A 19,026-nucleotide genomic window follows, 5' to 3' on the forward strand; every position below is an offset into this window, starting at 1 on the left:
AATATGAAAAAGAAATTACTCTTACTTTTGGCATTCTTTATGATCTTATTTTCTTCGGCAGTTTTTGCTCAAACAGAAAATAAACCTGTAATAAAACCCAATACCTCTGAGGCAAAACTAAAAGCATATCCTGTAGCCCCTTTTAAAGACACCCTTTTTTATATTTATAATAAAGTAGGTTCGTTTTCTGCAGAGAACAGGGCAAATGCTATTACAGAAAAAATTAGAAAACTGTACCACGATTCTTTTTTCGAACCGGATTCTCTGGTAGTTGTGCCTTCAGATATTTCTCAGGATATCACATATAAGGGAGATTTTATCATTATGTCTGTTTTGGATGTTGATGCAAAAGTCGAAAATAAAAACGCTGTTTATATTGCAAAACGCAATTTAAATTTGATCAAAAAAGCGGTTATTTATCAAAATGAAAACTATTCTCAGCTTCCAAAAAGACTAGGATTTACATTATTATTGATTTTAATTTTAGGCGTTGTGCTGTTTCTGGCAGGAAAGATTTTCAACCGTATAAAATTTTATCTTTTAAAGAACAGCGACAGATATTTTAAAGGGGTCAATTATAATAATATCAATATTCTTTCTCCACAAAAGCAACAAACCTTATTGATGCGATTGTTTAGTTTTATTAAAATTTTTACCCTGATTTTAATTGTTTATTTTTCTTTGCCACTTTTATTCAGCATTTTTCCTGCTACAGAAGCCTATACAACAACATTATTACGCTGGATATTAACACCGGCAAAATTAGCCATAATGGGCTTTATTGACTTTTTGCCAAGTTTTGTAACCATTATTGTTATTATCTTCATTTTTAGATATTCCATAAAAATTATCAAATTCTTTTTTGATGAAATAAAAAAGGAAAACATAAAAATAGATGGTTTTTACAGCGATTGGGCAATGCCTACCTTTAATATTATCAGGTTATTAATGTATGCCTTTATGCTCGTTATTGTTTTTCCGTATTTACCTGGATCAGATTCTCCAATCTTTAAAGGAGTTTCGGTATTTGTAGGGATTTTATTTTCGTTAGGATCTTCAAATGCAATTGCCAATATGGTTGCCGGACTCGTAATTACCTACATGCGTCCGTTTAAGATTGGCGATTTTATTAAGATTGGCGATGTAAGCGGCGAAGTAATCGAGAAAACAGCGTTGGTTACCAGAATCAGAACACCAAAGTTTGAAGATATAACCATACCAAATGCGACAGTTTTGTCAAGTACTTCGACCAACTATTCCGCAAATACAAAACAAGTCTCAAACGGGCTTTTAATTCACACAACCGTTACAATTGGTTACGATGTACCGTGGAAATCTATTCATAAAGCATTGATTGATGCGGCCTTAAAAACAGATATGACAGAGAAAACACCTGAACCATTTGTGTTGCAAACCAGCCTTGATGATTTTTATGTTTCATATCAGATAAATGTTTACACAAAAGAACCTACAAAGCAGCCGCGCATCTATTCGTCATTGCATCAAAACATTCAGGATTCGTTTAATGCAGCAGGAATTGAGATCATGTCGCCGCATTATAATGCGTTAAGAGACGGTAATACAACAACAATTCCAGAGAACTATTTGGACAAAAACTACAAGGCTCCGACATTTAATGTTAACGCAAAAGATTAATATGTTGATAATCAATCAAAAAACTTAAAATTTTAACACTTGTTTATTTTGTTATTAGTTTTATAAAATCTAACTTTATATAAGAATTTATCAGCACTTATATTCATTAAATAAAAAATATCTTATAAAATGCAATAAAAGCAAATTTATACTGTTTTTTATTTAGAGATTACTACTGATAATTTTCACCCAGACAAACTCAATTGTAGTAAAATTTGGATTAATTTAATTTGACAATTATGAAAAAAAATCATCTAAGTCAGGAACAAAGCTTGCAAGTATTTTCTAATATGATATCGAATAAGGTTCATAAAGGATTTACGCTTGAAGAAAGAAATGACAAACTGCTTTTTGCGGTTCTTTCTAAAGGAGGCAAAGTAGTAAATCATGGTTTAAATTTCACCATTTTTTGCTTGACCTTAGGCTTGTGGTCATTTGCGTGGCTTTATCTTACTTTAGAAGCATCAAAACAGAAAAAAATATTGGTTGCCATCGACGAAGATGGTTTGCCGTTTGAAGAAAGATGTTTGGTAGCTTAAAGAACTTTGAAAAAAAGATTAGCCACAAATTACGATAATCACGTAGTTTGTGGCTATTTTTTTTTAGTATATATTTAAAAAAACTTTGTCCCTTTGAACCTCAGAGCCTCAGAACCTTTTTACAAAAGTTTATCTTTCAAATAAATTCCCGTTACAGATTCTTTTACTTTTACAATATCTTCCGGAGTTCCGGTTGCGAGTAAATAACCTCCATTTTCACCACCTTCAGGACCTAGATCAATAATCCAGTCGGCACATTTGATAAGGTCAAGATTATGTTCTATTACAATTATCGAATGCCCTTTGTCGATTAAGGCGTCAAACGAAGCCATTAATTTTTTAATATCATGAAAATGTAAACCTGTTGTTGGTTCATCAAAAACAAATAATGCTTTATCCTTTGTGGCTCCTTTTACTAAAAACGAAGCTAATTTAATACGCTGTGCTTCACCACCGGATAGTGTAGAAGAAGATTGTCCTAATTGTACATATCCTAAACCAACATCCTGAAGCGGCTGTAGTTTTTGAGTGATTTTAGTCTGTTTATTTTTCTCGAAAAATGCAATGGCATCATCAATAGTCATTGTTAGAATATCATTGATGTTTTTTTCGTCGAAATTAACTTCCAGAATTTCCTTTTTAAATCGTTTTCCTCCGCAGGTTTCGCATGGTAAAGAAACATCGGCCATAAATACCATTTCAACGTTTATAGAGCCTTCTCCTTTACAGGTTTCACAACGGCCTCCATCAACATTAAAAGAAAAATGTTTTGCCTGATACCCTCTTATTTTAGATAGTTTTTCTTTGGCATACAAATCACGAATATCATCATACGCTTTTATATACGTTACAGGATTTGATCTTGAACTTCTTCCAATTGGGTTTTGATCAACGTATTCGATATGTTTTATTTGCGAAAAAGAACCTGTTATATCGCTAAACTGACCTGCTTTTTCTGCGGCATTTTCCAGCTTTTTCTGCATTGCCGGAAACAATATTTTCTTAATCAGTGTACTTTTTCCGCTTCCTGAAACTCCGGTAATTACCGTTAAAACATCCAAAGGAAAAGTAACATTAATATTCTTTAAGTTGTTTTCGCGCGCGCCAATTATATCAATATGATTTTTGAATTTTCGTCTTTTCTTCGGAACTGAAATTTCTAAATCTCCGTTTAAATATTTAGCCGTTAACGATTCTGATTTTAAAATCTCGTCATACGTTCCCTGAGCCACAAGATTTCCTCCAAAAGTTCCGGCTTCAGGACCAATATCGATAATCATATCGGCAGCTTTCATAATATCCTCGTCGTGTTCAACCACGATTACCGTATTGCCCAAATCACGAAGTGAAAGCAGCACTTTTATCAATCGCTCAGAATCTTTTGGGTGCAAACCAATACTTGGTTCATCGAGAATATACATCGAGCCCACCAAACTGCTTCCCAGAGAAGTTGCAAGATTAATACGCTGCGATTCTCCTCCTGAAAGTGTGGCAGAATTTCGGTTTAAAGTCAAATAATCCAAACCAACTTCTGTCAAAAAAGATAAACGATTGTTAATTTCCACCATCAAACGTTTCGCAATTTGCTGTTCGTAAACATTCAATTCGAGGTTTTTGAAAAAAGTAACCAAATGTTTAATCGGTAAATCGACTAAATCAGAAACCGTTTTGCCGCCAATTTTTACATAAGAAGCTTCTTCACGTAAACGTTTTCCGCGACAAGCGTAACATTTTGTTTTTCCGCGATAGCGCGACAGCATTACACGATTTTGAATTTTATAATTTTTCTCTTCGAGTTCTTTAAAGAAACCATTCAAACCCTGAAAATATTGATTTCCTTTCCAGATTAAATCCTTTTGGGCGTCACTAAGTTCAAAATAAGGTTTATGAATTGGAAAATCGAATTTGTAGGCATGTTTGATCAATTCGTCTTTGTACCAGCTCATGCTATCGCCTCGCCACGGATAAATGGCACTTTCAAAAACAGATAATGAAGTATTAGGAACAACCAGATCAGCATCAATACCAATAATATTTCCGTAACCTTCGCAAACCGGACAAGCGCCATACGGATTATTAAAACTGAATAAATGTACATTTGGTTCTAAAAAAGTAATGCCATCCAATTCAAAATTGTTAGAATAAGATAATCTTTTATCTGAACCTAATTCCTGTAAATAACAAATTCCTTTTCCTTCAAAAAAAGCAGTTTGTACAGCATCTGCAAGACGATTATAGAATTCTTCTTCGTCTTTAACAACAATTCTGTCAATGATTAATAAAATATCTTTATTGTCTAATTTATGAAGATCTGTTGGTGTAAATTCGTCTAAACGAACCATTTCGTTATCGACTAAAATACGGGCAAAACCTTGTTGTAAAAGTACTTTAAGTTTGTCTTCGAGCTGGCGTCCTTCTTCAAGATGAATTGGGGAAAGCAATAACCATTTACTGTCTAATTCAAAACTTTTTACATCTGAAACGACATCTGTAACCGTATTTTTTTTGACTTCCTGACCGGAAACCGGCGAATAAGTACGTCCAATTCTCGCAAACAAAAGTTTAACATAGTCGTATATTTCAGTCGAAGTTCCAACAGTCGAACGGGCATTTGTAGTATTTACTTTTTGCTCAATTGCAATTGCCGGAGCAATGCCTTTTATGTATTCTACTTTTGGTTTGTCTAATCTGCCTAAAAACTGGCGCGCGTATGATGATAAACTTTCTACATAACGGCGTTGTCCTTCGGCGTATAAAGTATCAAATGCCAAACTTGACTTTCCTGAGCCTGAAAGCCCTGTAATTACGACAAGTTTGTTTCTGGGAATGGCAACATCTACATTTTTTAAATTATGTACCTGCGCTCCTTTAATGATGATATTATGTTTTGGGTCGAGTTTCGAAAGGTCAATTTGCATAAAAAAAGTCAATTTCTACAAAAGTAATCAATTTTGAGTTGAGTTCTGTTAATGAGATTGTTCCAAATTTTAACTAAATGATAATTGGTTTTCAGTCACAGTTTCAGTTCTCAGTAAAGCGTACGATTTTTTTTTCGCCACGATTTTCACGAATTTTCGCTAATTATTTTTGCCACAGATTAAATGATTTTAAAGATTATCAAAATATCTGCTTAATCTGTCAAATCTGCGTGAAACTTTTTCGCCACGAATTTTCGCCACAGATTAAATGATTTCAAAGATTATCAAAATATCTGCTTAATCTGCCAAATCTGCGTGAAACTTTTTCGCCACGAATTTTCGTTAATTGTTTTTGCCACAGATTAGATGATTTCAAAAATTATCAAAATATCTGCTTAATCTGCGTGAAACTTTTTCGCCACGAATTTCGCTAATTGTTTTTGCCACAGATTAAATGATTTTAAAGATTATCAAAATATCTGCTTAAATCTGCCAAATCTGCGTGAAACTTTGTCGCCACGAATTTTCGCGACAATAGTTTATCCACAATTTAATTTTTGCTAATTTGTGTAATTCTTGGCAAAAAAAACACTTACAATATAAATCATTTTAATCTGTGAAATCTGTGGCATGTTTTATTTTAGATATTTAAATTAATTATAGCAAATAGATTGTTTTAATATAAAATAAGTTATTTTAGGACTGCTTTAATACTATTTTAATATTCTGACCAAATTTTGAAAACTACACTTTCTATTCTTTGTTTTTTAATGGGTTTTTTCCTGTTTTCGCAGGAGTTACCGCCAATTGTAAAATACCCTTCGACTTTGTACGGAGCCGGGAATCAAAGCTGGATGATTTCGCAGGATGAACAGAACCTGATGTATTTTGCCAATAACGAAGGGCTTTTAGAATATAACGGAACAAATTGGGAATTATATCCAACGCCCAACGAAACAATAATGCGATCTGTAAAAGTAATCGATAATAAGATTTACACAGGCTGCTATATGAATTTTGGTTACTGGACTCGCCAGTCAAACGGAAAACTAAAATATACTTCGCTAAGCGATACCATTAAAAATAAAATTCTGGATGACGAACAGTTTTGGAATATTTTAAAATACGATCAATGGATATTGTTTCAATCGCTTAACCGAATTTATATTTATGATACAAAGACAAAGACGTTTAAAATTATTTCGCCAAAAAATGGTGTTATAAAATCGTTTAGCACTAAAAATTCTATTTATTATCAAACCATAAATGAAGGGCTTTTTGAAATAGAAGAAGGAAAAGGAAAATTGATTTCTGATCATCCAATTCTAAAAAAATATACAATTGTCAATGTTTTTACAATTGATGAAGGTTTATTGATTCAGACGCAGTTAGATGGATTTTATAAGCTTATCGGAACGACTTTAACGCCTTTTGCAACAGAAGTCGATGCGCAGATAAAATCAGGTTTTGTGTATAGCAGCCAGCGTCTTGAGAATGGCAGTTATGCTTTGGGAACTGTTTCTAACGGAATTTTTATTTTATCGGATACAGGAAAACTAAATTATCATATTTCGCAAAGCAAAGGATTAAGCAATAATACGGCACTGTCCTTATTTGAAGATAAAGATCAGAACGTTTGGGTGGGTCTTGATAACGGAATTAACTGCATTAATCTGCAAACGCCGGTACACAGTTTTACAGATGATACGGGCGTATTAGGGACTGTTTATGCTTCTATTTCGTATAACGGAATGTTGTATGTGGGAACAAATCAGGGTTTGTTTTGTAAAAAATACCAGAGTACAGATGATTTTCATTTTATAAACGGAACAAAAGGGCAGGTTTGGTCTTTGTATCTTTATGAGAATACGCTGTTTTGCGGACATGATTCAGGAACTTTTGTTATTGATAATACAGCTGCAAGAAATATTTTTTCGGGTTCAGGAACCTGGAAGTTTGAGCCTTCGCCAAATAATAAAAACATATTACTTCAGGGAAATTATTACGGAATTTCGGTTTTGGAGAAAGTTAATAATCAATGGAAATTCAAAAATAAAATAGAAGGATTTAATTATTCGTCGCGTTATTTTGAAATTACACCAAATCTGGAGGTTTATGTCAGCCATGAATACAAAGGTATTTTTAGATTCAAACTTGATCATACGTTTTTAAAAATAAAAGAATTTTACGCATATTCGTCTCCCAAAAAAGGAAAAAATGCCAGTTTAACAAAATTCAATAATGTTATTTATTATGCTTATAAAGATGGAATCTTCAAATTAAATCCGTCAACAAAACAATTTGAAAAAGATAAATTACTGAGTTCTATTTTCGAAAAGGACGAATATACTTCGGGTAAATTAATTGTAGATCAGTCAAATAAAATATGGCTGTTTTCAAAAAATTACATTCATTATTTTTCTGCAAGTAAACTGAGTCATCAATTAAAGCAAAATGTAATCCCAATTCCGTCTTCATTAACCAATTCGATGCTGGGTTTTGAAAACATTACACAAATCTCAAAATCAACGTATTTAATAGGTACTACAGATGGTTATTATACGCTTAATATTGACGATTTAAGTTTTAAGAATTATGTAGTTTCTATTTCTGAGATTTTCATCAATAAACAAAATCAGATTCTAAAAAATGTGGTCTTAAATAATGAAGGAAGTTTTAAATCTACCGAAAATAATATCACATTAAATTACACTGTTCCGGAATACAACAAATATATCAATTCAGAATATCAGTATTTATTAGAAGGATTTCAGAACGAATGGAGCGAATGGAGTACAAAATCTTCGGTAAATTTCAAAAATCTTTCTCCCGGAAAATATACGTTTAAAGTGCGTGCAAAATATGCCAATACACTTTTGCAAAATACAGCGAGTTATACTTTTGTAGTTTTAAAACCTTGGTATCTGACCAATCTCGCCTGCTTTATTTATTTGCTGCTATTAATTGTAATTGGATATTTTATTAATAAAGCGTATCGAAACTTTTATCAAAAGCAAAAAGAAAAATTAATTGAAGAAAATAATCTTTTACTCGAAATTAAAGAGCTTGAAAATGAGCAGCAATTAATGAAACTGAGAAACGAGCAATTATCGCAGGATGTTGATAACAAAAATCGCGAGTTGGCAGTTTCAACCATGAGTTTAAACAGTAAAAATGAACTTTTGGCTTTTATTAAGGAAGACTTGAAGAAGAATTCGCCGGGCGATAATAAAAATATCAAATCGGTTATTAGAACAATCAACGATAATATTACTGAAGAAGATTCCTGGAAAGTTTTTAAAGAAGCTTTTGATAATGCGGACAAAGATTTTCTAAAACGCATCAAACAACTTCATCCTTTACTTACTCCAAATGATTTGCGACTTTGTGCTTATCTGAGACTTAATCTTTCATCAAAAGAAATTGCGCCGTTATTTAATATTTCGGTACGAAGCGTTGAAATAAAAAGGTATCGTTTGCGTAAAAAAATGGACTTACAGCACGAAATCGGTTTAGTTGAATATATCCTCGCTGTATAGTAAGTCAGAAATTGCTTCAAAAGCAACTATACATTACCACAACATTAACCTTTTGTTGTGTTTTTAACACTTATTTGTTAAAGAAATTAACATTCTTGTTTTGTAGTTAAACAAGGGTGTTTTTTGATGTATATTTATTTTTACTGTATTTTTTTTATGATGTATGTTTTTTGTTGTGGTTAATTTTATCGTATTCTTAAACAGATAAGATAAATTTATCTTCAATAAAAACTAACTAATTATGAAACCAAAATTATTATTAATGGTATTGTTACTGTTTACTTCTTTTGCGTTCGCGCAAACATTAGATGTAAGCGGAACTGTACTTGATGGCGCAGGTTTATCATTGCCTGGCGTGAATGTAAAAGTTAAAAATTCGTCGAAAAGCACCACTACAGATTTCGATGGATCTTTTAAACTTTCGGGTGTTTCAACCGGCACCACAATTGTTTTAAGTTATATAGGGTATCGAACGCAGGAAATTGTGGTTTCGGGACCAAAAGTTACTGTCAAGATGAGTGAGGATTCTAAATCATTGGACGAAGTTGTAGTGATTGGTTATGGTAGCCAAAAGAAGAGAGAAGTAACAGGATCAGTTTCTGTAGTCGACAGTAAAACACTTGATATTTTAAAACCAATAAAAGTAGAGCAAGCACTGCAGGGAACTGTTGCAGGTGTAAATGTTACAACACAATCCGGAGCGCCGGGTGCGGGATTAGATATTCGTATTCGTGGTGTTGCAACAAATGGTCAAAATGGCCCAACAGCAATTATTGATGGTTATGTTGGTGAATTGGGTTTACTTAATCCAAATGATATTGAAACGATTACAGTTCTTAAAGATGCGCAAGCGGCTATTTATGGAACTATTGGTGCAAACGGAATTATTTTGATTACTACTAAAATGGGTAAAAAAAATACAAAAACAAAAGTATCCTTTAATAGCTATACAGGATTTCAGGAAACATCCCGAAAATTACCAACTTTAAATGCTACAGAATATGCGCTTTTATTAAACGAAAGTTATGCTAATGGCGGTCAGGCACTTCCTTATCCAAATGTAAGTGGTTTAGGAAATGGTACAAACTGGCAAGACGAAGTATTTAAAAAAGGAGTTCCTATTATTAATAACGATTTAACTATTTCGGGCGGATCAGAAAAAATCACATACTCTATAAGTGGTTCACATTTAGATCAGGAAGGAATTGTTGGCGGTGATAAATCCGGTTTTTTAAGAAATACGGCGAGAATAGGAATGACGGCAGATTTGAGTGATAAATTCAAATTAAAAACAAACGTTATTTACACTTATTTTACCCGAAAAACATTAAACGAGAATGGTTTAGGTTCTGTTTTGTTTAATGCCTTAAATGTACCGGGAACGTTTAATGTATATGATGATAATGGTGATTTTACTAAAATACCAACCACTTTAGGAAACGAAATCATCAATCCGCTGGCACAAATTGATAATACATATAATGATTACAACTACAAAAAAATAAACGGAAATTTTGGTTTGGATTATAAAATTTTCAAAGGATTTGTATTATCAAGTTCAATAGGTTTTAATACTTCAAACAGTGAGTCAAAAACATTTGGAAAACAAATTAGTTATGGCGGAAAAGTTTTTGATGTACAAAGAAGCTCTGTTACTCAAGGTGCTGTAAATGATAACAATTATTCATTTGACCTTTTTGGAACTTATACAACTAAAATTGCTGAAAGCCATAATATTGTGGGAACTATTGGTACAACTATTTTTAAAGAATGGGGTAACGGCCTTACTGCAACTGGTTATGATGTGCCAAACAACTCCTGGGAGTATGCGGATATTTCTTTAACAAAAGGTTTGTCAAATACGCTAAACAATACTTCTTATGTATACGACCAAAGAAGGCTTTCTTATTTTGGAAGAGTACAATATGATTATAAAGGGAAATATTTGCTTTCTGCAATGCTTAGACGTGATTCATCTACCAAATTCGGACCGGGAAACAAAGTGGCTTATTTTCCTTCTTTTACAGGAGGTTGGGTAATATCTGATGAAGGTTTCTTTGGAGAATCAAAAACAGTAAATTTCTTAAAATTCAGAGCCAGTTACGGTACTTTAGGAAATGACCAAATTCCAAATTATGGTTATTTAGGACTTTTAAACGGAGAAGCAACTTACGTTTTTGATAAAGCATTAGTTAACGGAACTGCTACGGGACAAGTGCCAAATCCTGATTTAAAATGGGAAGAAGCCAAAAAATTTGATGTTGGTTTTGATATGAGATTATTCAATGACAAATTTTCTATAGTTGCAGATTATTTTATCGATACCAGAAAAGATTTATTAATCCCGAATATTCCGGTTTCAGGAATTAATGGCACAGGTGCTCCGGGGGCAAGTTCTCCAACTTTAAATGCAGGAACAGTAAGAAATTCAGGATTGGAATTTGCGATAGATTATAAAGCAAAATTTTCAGATAACTTCAATATGAGTGTTGGTTATAATGTAACATTCATTAAAAATGAAGTATTAGAAGTTAATAATGGAACAAGAGTTATAGAAGGTGGTGCTTTTGGAGTAGGACAGCCATTTCCTGCAAGAATGGAAGAAGCTTTACCGGGTCAGAAAAAATTGCCTATCGGATATTTTTACGGATATAAAACAGACGGTATTTTTCAAAATCAGGCCGAAGTTGATGCGCATCCGTCTCAGCTTGCTTTAGGTGCCGATGCTAAACCGGGTGATCTTCGTTTTGTAGACGTTAACGGAGATGGCGTAATTGATACAAAAGACAAAACGAATATTGGAGATCCAATTCCAAATGCCACAATGGGATTCAATTTACAATTGAATTATAAAAATTTAGATTTTGCCGTTTACACATTTGCTTCTGTCGGAAACGATATGGTTCGTAATTATGAACGAACAAATCCTTATGCAAATCGATTAGATTATGTTTTGGACAGATGGACAGGAGAAGGAACCAGCACCACTGTGCCGAGAGTGACCACAAGTGCTACATCAAATAATAATTTTTCAGATTATTTTGTTGAAGATGCTTCTTATTTCAGAATCCAGAATATTCAGGTAGGATATACACTTAATCCACAGATATCCCAAAAAGCCGGAATAACAAAATTAAGACTTTATACGGGAGTAAATAATTTATACACATTTACCAAATACAAAGGTTTTGACCCTGGCGCTTCAAATGGGGCACCAATTGGAGGTGGAATCGATTACGGATTCTATCCTATCCCAAGAACTTATTTATTGGGCTTAAACATTAATTTTTAATTTCAATTAAAATGAAAAAATATTTATTTACAACACTGCTGACGATAACATTGATTTCAACTGTAACAACTTCTTGTTCAGATGATTTTGTTGATCCTAAAGTGCCTTATTCTATAGATTCTGAAAATTATTTTAATGCTAAAGAAGATTATGACAATGCATTAGTTGCCGCTTATGATTTGCTTCAGTCCTCTTATGTAAATGTTTTATTAGGAGAAATTGCTTCGGATAATACTTTATGCGGAGGAGAAAGCCCTACAGATGTAATTGGTTTTCAACAAGTAGACGACATGATTCATACGGAAGTAAACAGTAATTTAAGAGATATCTGGAACTGGATGTTTGCCGGGGTTCAAAGAGCCAATTATATACTTGAATTTCAAAACAAAACAGATTTTGCAGGAAAAACACAGCTTATAGCCGAAACACGTTTTCTTAGAGCGTATTACCAATTTGAATTAGTAAAATGGTTTGGTGGTATACCAATGAAAGGCGATGCGAGGTTTAAAATTGGAGATGAAAAAACAATTCCGCGTTCATCAGCTGCAGAAGTGTATGCTTCTATCGAATCTGATTTGATATTCGCGTCGGAAAATTTATCTCCAAATGCTGTTCAAAAAGGACGGGCTACAAAAGGAGCTGCTCAGGCATTATTAGGAAAAGCCTATTTGTATCAGGGAAAATTTGCACAAGCGGCAACTACTTTGCAGGCTTTAATAACAACATCATCTTATTCATTAGAAACAAATTATAATAAGTTGTTTGAAGCGGATGGAGAAAACGGACCTGAATCTGTTTTTGAAGTTCAATATACAGATGTTGAAGGAGCAGGTTTTACTTGTTTACAATGTAGCGAAGGAAACGTTGCTGTAGGTTTTAGCGGAATTCGAAATTATACAGGACCATTATTTTCTTCTGGTTTTAGTTTTAATATCCCAACACAGGAATCAGCAAATGCTTTTGAAGTTGGAGACAAACGTAAAGATGTTGCTATTTTAGATATTGTAGCTTTTGCTGCAGCTAATAGTGGCGTATCATACGGAAAAGGGAATGAAGACACAGGATTTTTCAACAGAAAGTACCTTCCAAGAAAAAGAAGCGCAAATGCCAACGGAGATTTGAATTTAACAAACCCAAACAACTACAGGTCAATTCGTTATGCAGATGTTTTATTAATGGCTGCCGAAGCGTATAACAGGGGCGGAATTGATGATGGAAAAGCAAGAGAATATCTAAATCAGGTTAGAAGACGTGCTTTTGGAGATAATAATCACGACATATCAGCTTCAGGCGCAGCATTGACTGATTTTATTCTGGCGGAAAGAAGATTGGAGCTTTTTGGAGAAGGACATCGTTTTTTCGATTTGGTTAGAACCGGAAAAGCAGTCGGAACAATTCCAGGTTTTAAAGCGAATAAAAACGAATTATTTCCACTTCCAATTGAAGAAATTCAGTTTGCAAACGGAAATTGGAAACAAAATCCAGGATATTAAAAAACATCAATTATGAAAAAAATACATTCTATTATAAGTCTTTTCGTTTTGGCACTATTTTTTAGTTGCTCAAGCGATGAAAACAGCGATATTGATTTAGAAGGTTTAAGTGCGCCAACGAATATATCGGCTTTGACCACAGTAACGCAGGACAATACAGGTAAGGTTACTTTTTTGCCTAATGGTGAAGGTGTAACGCAATATAAAATTGATTTTGGTGATGGAAGTGCCCAGTCAGATTATTTTTCTACAGGAGCAAATGTAGCACACAATTATAAAGAAGGCGTTTATCATGCTAAAATTATAGCAATGGGATTAAATGGAAAAACAACCCAAGTTGATCAGGAAGTTGTGGTTTCATTTAAAGCACCTCAAAATTTAGTTGTAGAAGTAACCAATGATTTATCAGTATCTAAAAAAATAACCGTTAAGGCAACCGCAGATTTTGCTTTGTTTTATGATGTTTATTTTGGAGAAACAGGAAAACCAAATCCGGTTTCGGCAAATAATGGCGAATCCATTTCGTATACGTATCAGGAAGCCGGAGTTTACACCATTCGTGTAGTTTCAAAAAGCGCTGCGATACAAACTACAGAAAAAACACTTCAGGTTACAGCCAAGTTAGTTCTTAATCCAACAACATCGGCACCGGCTCCGCCAAACAGACAAGCGGGCGATGTAATTTCTATTTATGGTTCGAAATACACCAATGTAGCAGGAACTAATTATTTTCCGGATTGGGGTCAGGCAGGACAAGGCAGCAGCTGGACTGAGTTTGATTTAAATGGAGATAAAATGCTGAATTATATTAAATTAAGCTATCAGGGAATTGCTTTGGCAGATAATGTTACGATTGATGTTTCTGGTATGGAATATTTGCATATGGATGTCTGGACAGCAGATTTGCAAAAAATCGAAACTTCTTTAATTAGTAAAACCAACGGAGAAAAACCAGTTGTAAAAGATCTAACGGCGAATCAATGGACAAGTATTGATATTCCAATTTCGGCATTTACGAGTCAGGGATTAACAGTTGCAGATATTTTTCAATTAAAATTGGTAGGAACACCATGGGCTGGCGGAACTGTTTTTGTTGATAATATTTATTTCTACAAAACAGCTTCACAAGCTATTCAATTGCCACTTGATTTTGAATCAGCTTCGTTAACGTATACTTGGGGTGGTTTTGGTAATGTTGATGCATCTATTATTGCAAATCCAAATAAAACCGGAATTAATGTATCTGATAAAGTTTTAAAATTAGACAAAAAAGCAGGCGCAGAAGTTTGGGGCGGTGCAAGTTTAAATTTGGAAAACACGCTCGATTATACAAAAGGAACAACAGTAAAAGTAAATGTTTGGTCACCAAAGGTGGGCGCTGATATATTGTACAAAATGGAACTTTCAACGTCTCCAAAAGATGGAAATAATAATCCAACTGTATTTATTGAAGTTCATGCAGCAACAACGGTAGCAAATGCATGGCAGGTTTTAACATTTGATCTTACAAGTGCGGCTGGTTTTAGTACCAGCATTAAATACGACAGAGTAATTTTATTTCCTGACTTTGGACAAATGGGAACAGGTTCTACCTATTATTTTGACGATATAAAACAATCCAATTAAAATAAGAAATCATGAGTAAAAAAATAATCATAAAAATAGTATCCTTATTTGCGATTCTCCTGATGACGGGTTGTCAAAAAGACGATTACACATTTGGATCAATAGATGCACCAACAAATCTTAAAATAACAGCCGAGATTGTTGGAAAAACAGCCGATACTCCATACGGAGACGGTTCAGGAGCAGTAAAATTAATTGCTACTGCAGATAATGCTATTTCGTATAAATACGTATTTAGCGACGGAACTTCAGAAAATTCTCCAAGTGGGAAACTTACGAAGCGTTTTGCCAAAACCGACGTTAACACTTATACTGTTACCGTTATCGCTACAGGCAGAGGAGGAGTTGCATCAAACACGGCGATTGATGTTACCGTTTTAAGCGACTTTAGTGATCCCGAAGCCGTTCAGTTTTTAACTGCCGGATCATCTAAAAAATGGTATTGGTCAGCATCAGAACCAGGACATTTAGGTGTAGGTCAAAATGATGGCGATGCCACTAAAAATTATTATGCAAATTATTATCAGGCAGCAGCGTTTGAAAAAGCAGCTTCGCCGGCAAGCAGTTGTTTATACGATAATGTATTGACATTCTCACTTGATGGAGAGCAGTTGAAATTTGAATTAGATAATGGAGGATCCACATTCTTTAATGCTGCTTTTGCAAGTGTAGCAGGAGGAAGCTCGCCAGATGACGCATGTTTAAGCTATAATACAAGTGGTAAAAAAACAGTAACGTTAAGCCCTTCAGAATCATTTGTAACAAAAAATCCGGATCACGCTACACAAACGCGCGGAACAATGTTAAACTTCGCCGATGGAGGATTTATGGGGTATTATATTGGTCAGAGTTCTTATGAAATCCTGTCAATTACAGCAAACAGAATGGTGGTTAGAGCCGTTATGGGAGGAAATCCTGCCTTGGCATGGTATCATATTTTTACCACCACAAAACCAACTCAAAACAATGGTCCTGAAGTAGATTATACAAATTTAGTATGGTCAGACGAATTTAATACCGATGGAGCGCCAGATGCAACAAAATGGAATTATGATCTTGGAAAAGGAGACAATGGCTGGGGAAATAATGAAAAACAAAATTATACCAACGCAGCAACAAATGTAATCGTTCAGGGCGGAAGCTTGAAAATTACAGCTAAAAAAGAAGCTTCAGGAGGTGCAGATTATTCTTCGGCGAGATTAAAAACCGACGGTAAATTTAAATTTACTTACGGAAAAATCGAGATTCGCGCTAAACTTCCAATTGGCGCCGGAACCTGGCCTGCAATTTGGATGCTTGGATCAAATTTTGCAACCAATCCGTGGCCGGCTTGTGGAGAAATTGATATTATGGAACACGTAGGAAACAATCAAAATGTAATTCTGAGTACGCTGCATTATCCCGGACATTCCGGAGGAGGCGGAAACTCAGGTTCAAAAACTATTCCTAATGTTTCAACAGAATTTCACACTTATAAAGCAATTTGGAGTCCGGCATCTGTAACAACTTATGTTGATGATGTACAAATTCACAAAGTTCCAAATGACAGTTCTCTACCATTTAATAAAGACTTTTTCTTAATTCTAAATGTAGCAATGGGAGGAAATCTGGGCGGTAATATTGATACAGCTTTTACACAATCTACAATGGAGATTGATTATGTAAAAGTATATCAATAGAATATAATTAATTAGTAAGAATGAAGTAAGAAGGTCAGTTTAGGCTGGCCTTCTTAATTTTTGTAATTTAAAAAGAACAGCATGAAAAAAGTAGTATTACTATTTATGATAAGCAGTTTCTGTCTGGCACAACAAACAGCGAGAAAACTTGTCTGGGAAGAAAATTTCAATAAAAAGAAAGTAAATGAATCCTTTTGGAATTTCGAATTAGGCGATGGATGTCCAAATTTATGCGGTTATGGAAATAATGAAAGACAAATTTATACCAAAACCAATCACGAAATAAAAGACGGCAATTTAATTATCGAAGCCAGAAAAGAAGGAGATAAATATACTTCGACCAAAATAACCACAAAAGGTAAAAAATCATTTTTGTATGGACGAATAGAAGCCAGAGCAAAACTGCCCGTTGGTCATGGCTTGTGGCCTGCTTTCTGGATGCTTGGCGCTAATATAGATGAAGTAAAATGGCCAAAAACAGGCGAAATAGATATTTTAGAATATATAGGACGTGATCCTCATATGGTCTATACTACATTGCATACGCAAGACAGCCATGGAAATACAATTAATACAAAAAGAACAGAATTTCCTAAAATAGAAGAAGGATATCATGTTTATGCCATTGAATGGACAAAGGATAAAATTGATTTTTTTGTTGATACAACACTCGTCTATACATTTAATCCCGAAGTTAAAAACGAAGACACCTGGCCGTTCAATAAACCATTTTATATTATTGTAAATTTAGCCATTGGAGGTAACTTTGGAGGGCCTGAGGTAGATGATACCGTACTGCCGCAAAAGTATTATGTAGACTATGTAAGAGTCTATCAATAAGATTTAAATACTAATAATACTACTAAAAATAGTGATGTAACTTGTTTAAAATAAGATATTTAGATAATTTACATCACTATTTTTAATTTGTTAAAACATTCCAATTATTTGACATTTTTGATTAGTTTATTGGCAAAGTTTAATTTTAATGTATATTATTTGTGATTTTATTATTAATTATTACATGAATCATTTGCTTTTTAAAAAAAATATTTGTTAAATTTGGACTCAATATTAACATAACTCAGGAAAGCCTATTATATAAAACTACTTTTTAGAAATTACTCCAAATTTTAAACAAGAACTAAAAAAGTAGTATTATGGCTGATCTGCATATTCCAGACGCTCTATTAGTAAAAAATTATGTTGAAGGCAACGAAAATGCCCTGGCAACATTAATAAAAAGGCACGAGTCTAAGATATATGGATTTATATATTCTAAGATCGCTGATAGAGATATTTCAAACGACATTTTTCAGGATACATTTATTAAAGTTATTAAAACTTTAAAATCCAACTCATATAACGAAGAAGGTAAATTTTTACCCTGGGTAATGCGAATCTCTCACAATTTAATTGTCGATCATTTCCGCAAGACCAAAAAAATGCCAATGTACAGAGAAACCGAAGAATTTTCTATTTTTTCTGTAATGTCTGATGACTCTTTAACAATCGAAAATAAAATGATTTTTGATCAGGTTGAAGTTGATCTGAAAAAAATAATAGAAGAACTTCCCGAAGATCAAAAAGAAGTATTAGTGATGCGTATGTATCAGGATATGAGCTTTAAAGAGATATCAGAGCTTACAGGCGTGAGTATTAATACAGCTTTAGGCAGAATGCGTTATGCATTAATGAATTTGAGAAAAATTATTGATAAACATCAAATTATTTTAACCAACTAATACTATTTTGAATGTTAGCTCGTTATACTATAATAAATCATTTCATAGTATGGCGAAAATTTACTCTAAAAAGGCATTAGCTTCAAAAAACTTAAAACCTAAAAAAGAAGTGGTTTCTTTTTTATTAAACTATTCACAAGCACTTACAGTTGTGAAAATTGATGATAAAAGTTTTGAGATTATAGCTAATTAAACAGCCCACTACTTTGTCGGATGTTTATTTCGAAAGAAAAACCAAATGGTCGTTTTGGTTAAAAAGCTCACTATTTGTATTTAAATACAGATAGTGAGTTTTTTTTTGCTTCCTATTTTTTATTTCATTGTTATCCTATTGTATATCAAATTTTAAGTAATTATTTCTTAGTTTTTACAGACATTTTAAAATGCTTGTTTGTTAAAGTTTGATATTTTAAATATTTTTTATTGATTTATTCAATATTTATCTTATTTTAGTTAAAAAGTTTTTTTTTATTCAGCTAAATTACTTTAATAGAAAGTTTTTCGTATTAAAATGCTTGAGATGTTTAAAAATATTCAAA

At 33.4% G+C, this 19,026-nt stretch carries 11 protein-coding genes; 10 read left to right on the top strand and 1 reads right to left on the bottom strand.

From position 1 onward, the window contains the following. The first annotated feature begins 3 nt into the window (after positions 1 to 3). Both OLM54_RS01920 and OLM54_RS01925 read left to right on the top strand, forming a co-directional pair. On the top strand, positions 4 to 1,656 hold the full coding sequence (locus OLM54_RS01920) for a mechanosensitive ion channel family protein (RefSeq protein WP_264536927.1): 1,653 nt from the start codon (positions 4 to 6) through the stop codon (positions 1,654 to 1,656). A 239-nt stretch (positions 1,657 to 1,895) separates the two neighbouring features. Then, positions 1,896 to 2,195 (top strand): hypothetical protein, encoded by a 300-nt coding sequence (locus OLM54_RS01925; protein ID WP_264536928.1) that lies wholly within the window; start codon positions 1,896 to 1,898, stop codon positions 2,193 to 2,195. Positions 2,196 to 2,314: 119 nt separating this feature from the next. Here the strand turns inward: OLM54_RS01925 and uvrA are convergent, their stop codons facing one another. After that, on the bottom strand, positions 2,315 to 5,113 hold the full coding sequence (gene uvrA, locus OLM54_RS01930) for an excinuclease ABC subunit UvrA (protein ID WP_264536929.1): 2,799 nt from the start codon (positions 5,111 to 5,113) through the stop codon (positions 2,315 to 2,317). Between the two features lie 770 nt (positions 5,114 to 5,883). Here uvrA and OLM54_RS01935 point away from each other — a divergent pair. The 8 genes from OLM54_RS01935 (at position 5,884) to OLM54_RS01970 (ending at position 18,680) form a co-directional block, all read left to right on the top strand. Further along, positions 5,884 to 8,652: a triple tyrosine motif-containing protein gene (locus OLM54_RS01935; RefSeq protein WP_264538601.1), complete on the top strand. Its 2,769-nt coding sequence runs from the start codon at positions 5,884 to 5,886 to the stop codon at positions 8,650 to 8,652. A gap of 241 nt (positions 8,653 to 8,893) precedes the next feature. Continuing rightward, positions 8,894 to 11,944, top strand: coding sequence for a SusC/RagA family TonB-linked outer membrane protein (locus OLM54_RS01940; RefSeq protein ID WP_264536930.1), 3,051 nt, complete (start codon positions 8,894 to 8,896; stop codon positions 11,942 to 11,944). 11 nt (positions 11,945 to 11,955) lie between these two features. After that, positions 11,956 to 13,437 (top strand): RagB/SusD family nutrient uptake outer membrane protein, encoded by a 1,482-nt coding sequence (locus OLM54_RS01945; RefSeq protein WP_264536931.1) that lies wholly within the window; start codon positions 11,956 to 11,958, stop codon positions 13,435 to 13,437. Positions 13,438 to 13,449: 12 nt separating this feature from the next. Next, positions 13,450 to 15,063 (top strand): PKD domain-containing protein, encoded by a 1,614-nt coding sequence (locus OLM54_RS01950; protein ID WP_264536932.1) that lies wholly within the window; start codon positions 13,450 to 13,452, stop codon positions 15,061 to 15,063. An 11-nt stretch (positions 15,064 to 15,074) separates the two neighbouring features. Next, positions 15,075 to 16,742 carry a glycoside hydrolase family 16 protein gene (locus tag OLM54_RS01955; protein WP_264536933.1) on the top strand — a complete coding sequence of 556 codons (1,668 nt, stop codon included), beginning with the start codon at positions 15,075 to 15,077 and terminating at the stop codon, positions 16,740 to 16,742. A gap of 81 nt (positions 16,743 to 16,823) precedes the next feature. Further along, on the top strand, positions 16,824 to 17,582 hold the full coding sequence (locus tag OLM54_RS01960) for a glycoside hydrolase family 16 protein (RefSeq protein ID WP_264536934.1): 759 nt from the start codon (positions 16,824 to 16,826) through the stop codon (positions 17,580 to 17,582). Positions 17,583 to 17,902: 320 nt separating this feature from the next. Further along, on the top strand, positions 17,903 to 18,487 hold the full coding sequence (locus OLM54_RS01965) for an RNA polymerase sigma factor (RefSeq protein WP_264536935.1): 585 nt from the start codon (positions 17,903 to 17,905) through the stop codon (positions 18,485 to 18,487). A gap of 49 nt (positions 18,488 to 18,536) precedes the next feature. Further along, positions 18,537 to 18,680 (top strand): hypothetical protein, encoded by a 144-nt coding sequence (locus tag OLM54_RS01970; protein WP_194632483.1) that lies wholly within the window; start codon positions 18,537 to 18,539, stop codon positions 18,678 to 18,680. Positions 18,681 to 19,026: the final 346 nt, after the last annotated feature.

Source organism: Flavobacterium sp. N1736, from assembly GCF_025947065.1.
Taxonomy (GTDB): domain Bacteria; phylum Bacteroidota; class Bacteroidia; order Flavobacteriales; family Flavobacteriaceae; genus Flavobacterium.

Excerpts from the sequence above, each read along its gene's own strand:
- OLM54_RS01920 (WP_264536927.1), top strand. The coding sequence starts at position 4 with ATGAAAAAGAAATTACTCTTACTTTTGGCATTCTTTATGATCTTATTT.
- OLM54_RS01925 (WP_264536928.1), top strand. The coding sequence starts at position 1,896 with ATGAAAAAAAATCATCTAAGTCAGGAACAAAGCTTGCAAGTATTTTCT.
- uvrA (WP_264536929.1), bottom strand. The coding sequence starts at position 5,113 with ATGCAAATTGACCTTTCGAAACTCGACCCAAAACATAATATCATCATT.
- OLM54_RS01935 (WP_264538601.1), top strand. The coding sequence starts at position 5,884 with ATGGGTTTTTTCCTGTTTTCGCAGGAGTTACCGCCAATTGTAAAATAC.
- OLM54_RS01940 (WP_264536930.1), top strand. The coding sequence starts at position 8,894 with ATGAAACCAAAATTATTATTAATGGTATTGTTACTGTTTACTTCTTTT.
- OLM54_RS01945 (WP_264536931.1), top strand. The coding sequence starts at position 11,956 with ATGAAAAAATATTTATTTACAACACTGCTGACGATAACATTGATTTCA.
- OLM54_RS01950 (WP_264536932.1), top strand. The coding sequence starts at position 13,450 with ATGAAAAAAATACATTCTATTATAAGTCTTTTCGTTTTGGCACTATTT.
- OLM54_RS01955 (WP_264536933.1), top strand. The coding sequence starts at position 15,075 with ATGAGTAAAAAAATAATCATAAAAATAGTATCCTTATTTGCGATTCTC.
- OLM54_RS01960 (WP_264536934.1), top strand. The coding sequence starts at position 16,824 with ATGAAAAAAGTAGTATTACTATTTATGATAAGCAGTTTCTGTCTGGCA.
- OLM54_RS01965 (WP_264536935.1), top strand. The coding sequence starts at position 17,903 with ATGGCTGATCTGCATATTCCAGACGCTCTATTAGTAAAAAATTATGTT.
- OLM54_RS01970 (WP_194632483.1), top strand. The coding sequence starts at position 18,537 with ATGGCGAAAATTTACTCTAAAAAGGCATTAGCTTCAAAAAACTTAAAA.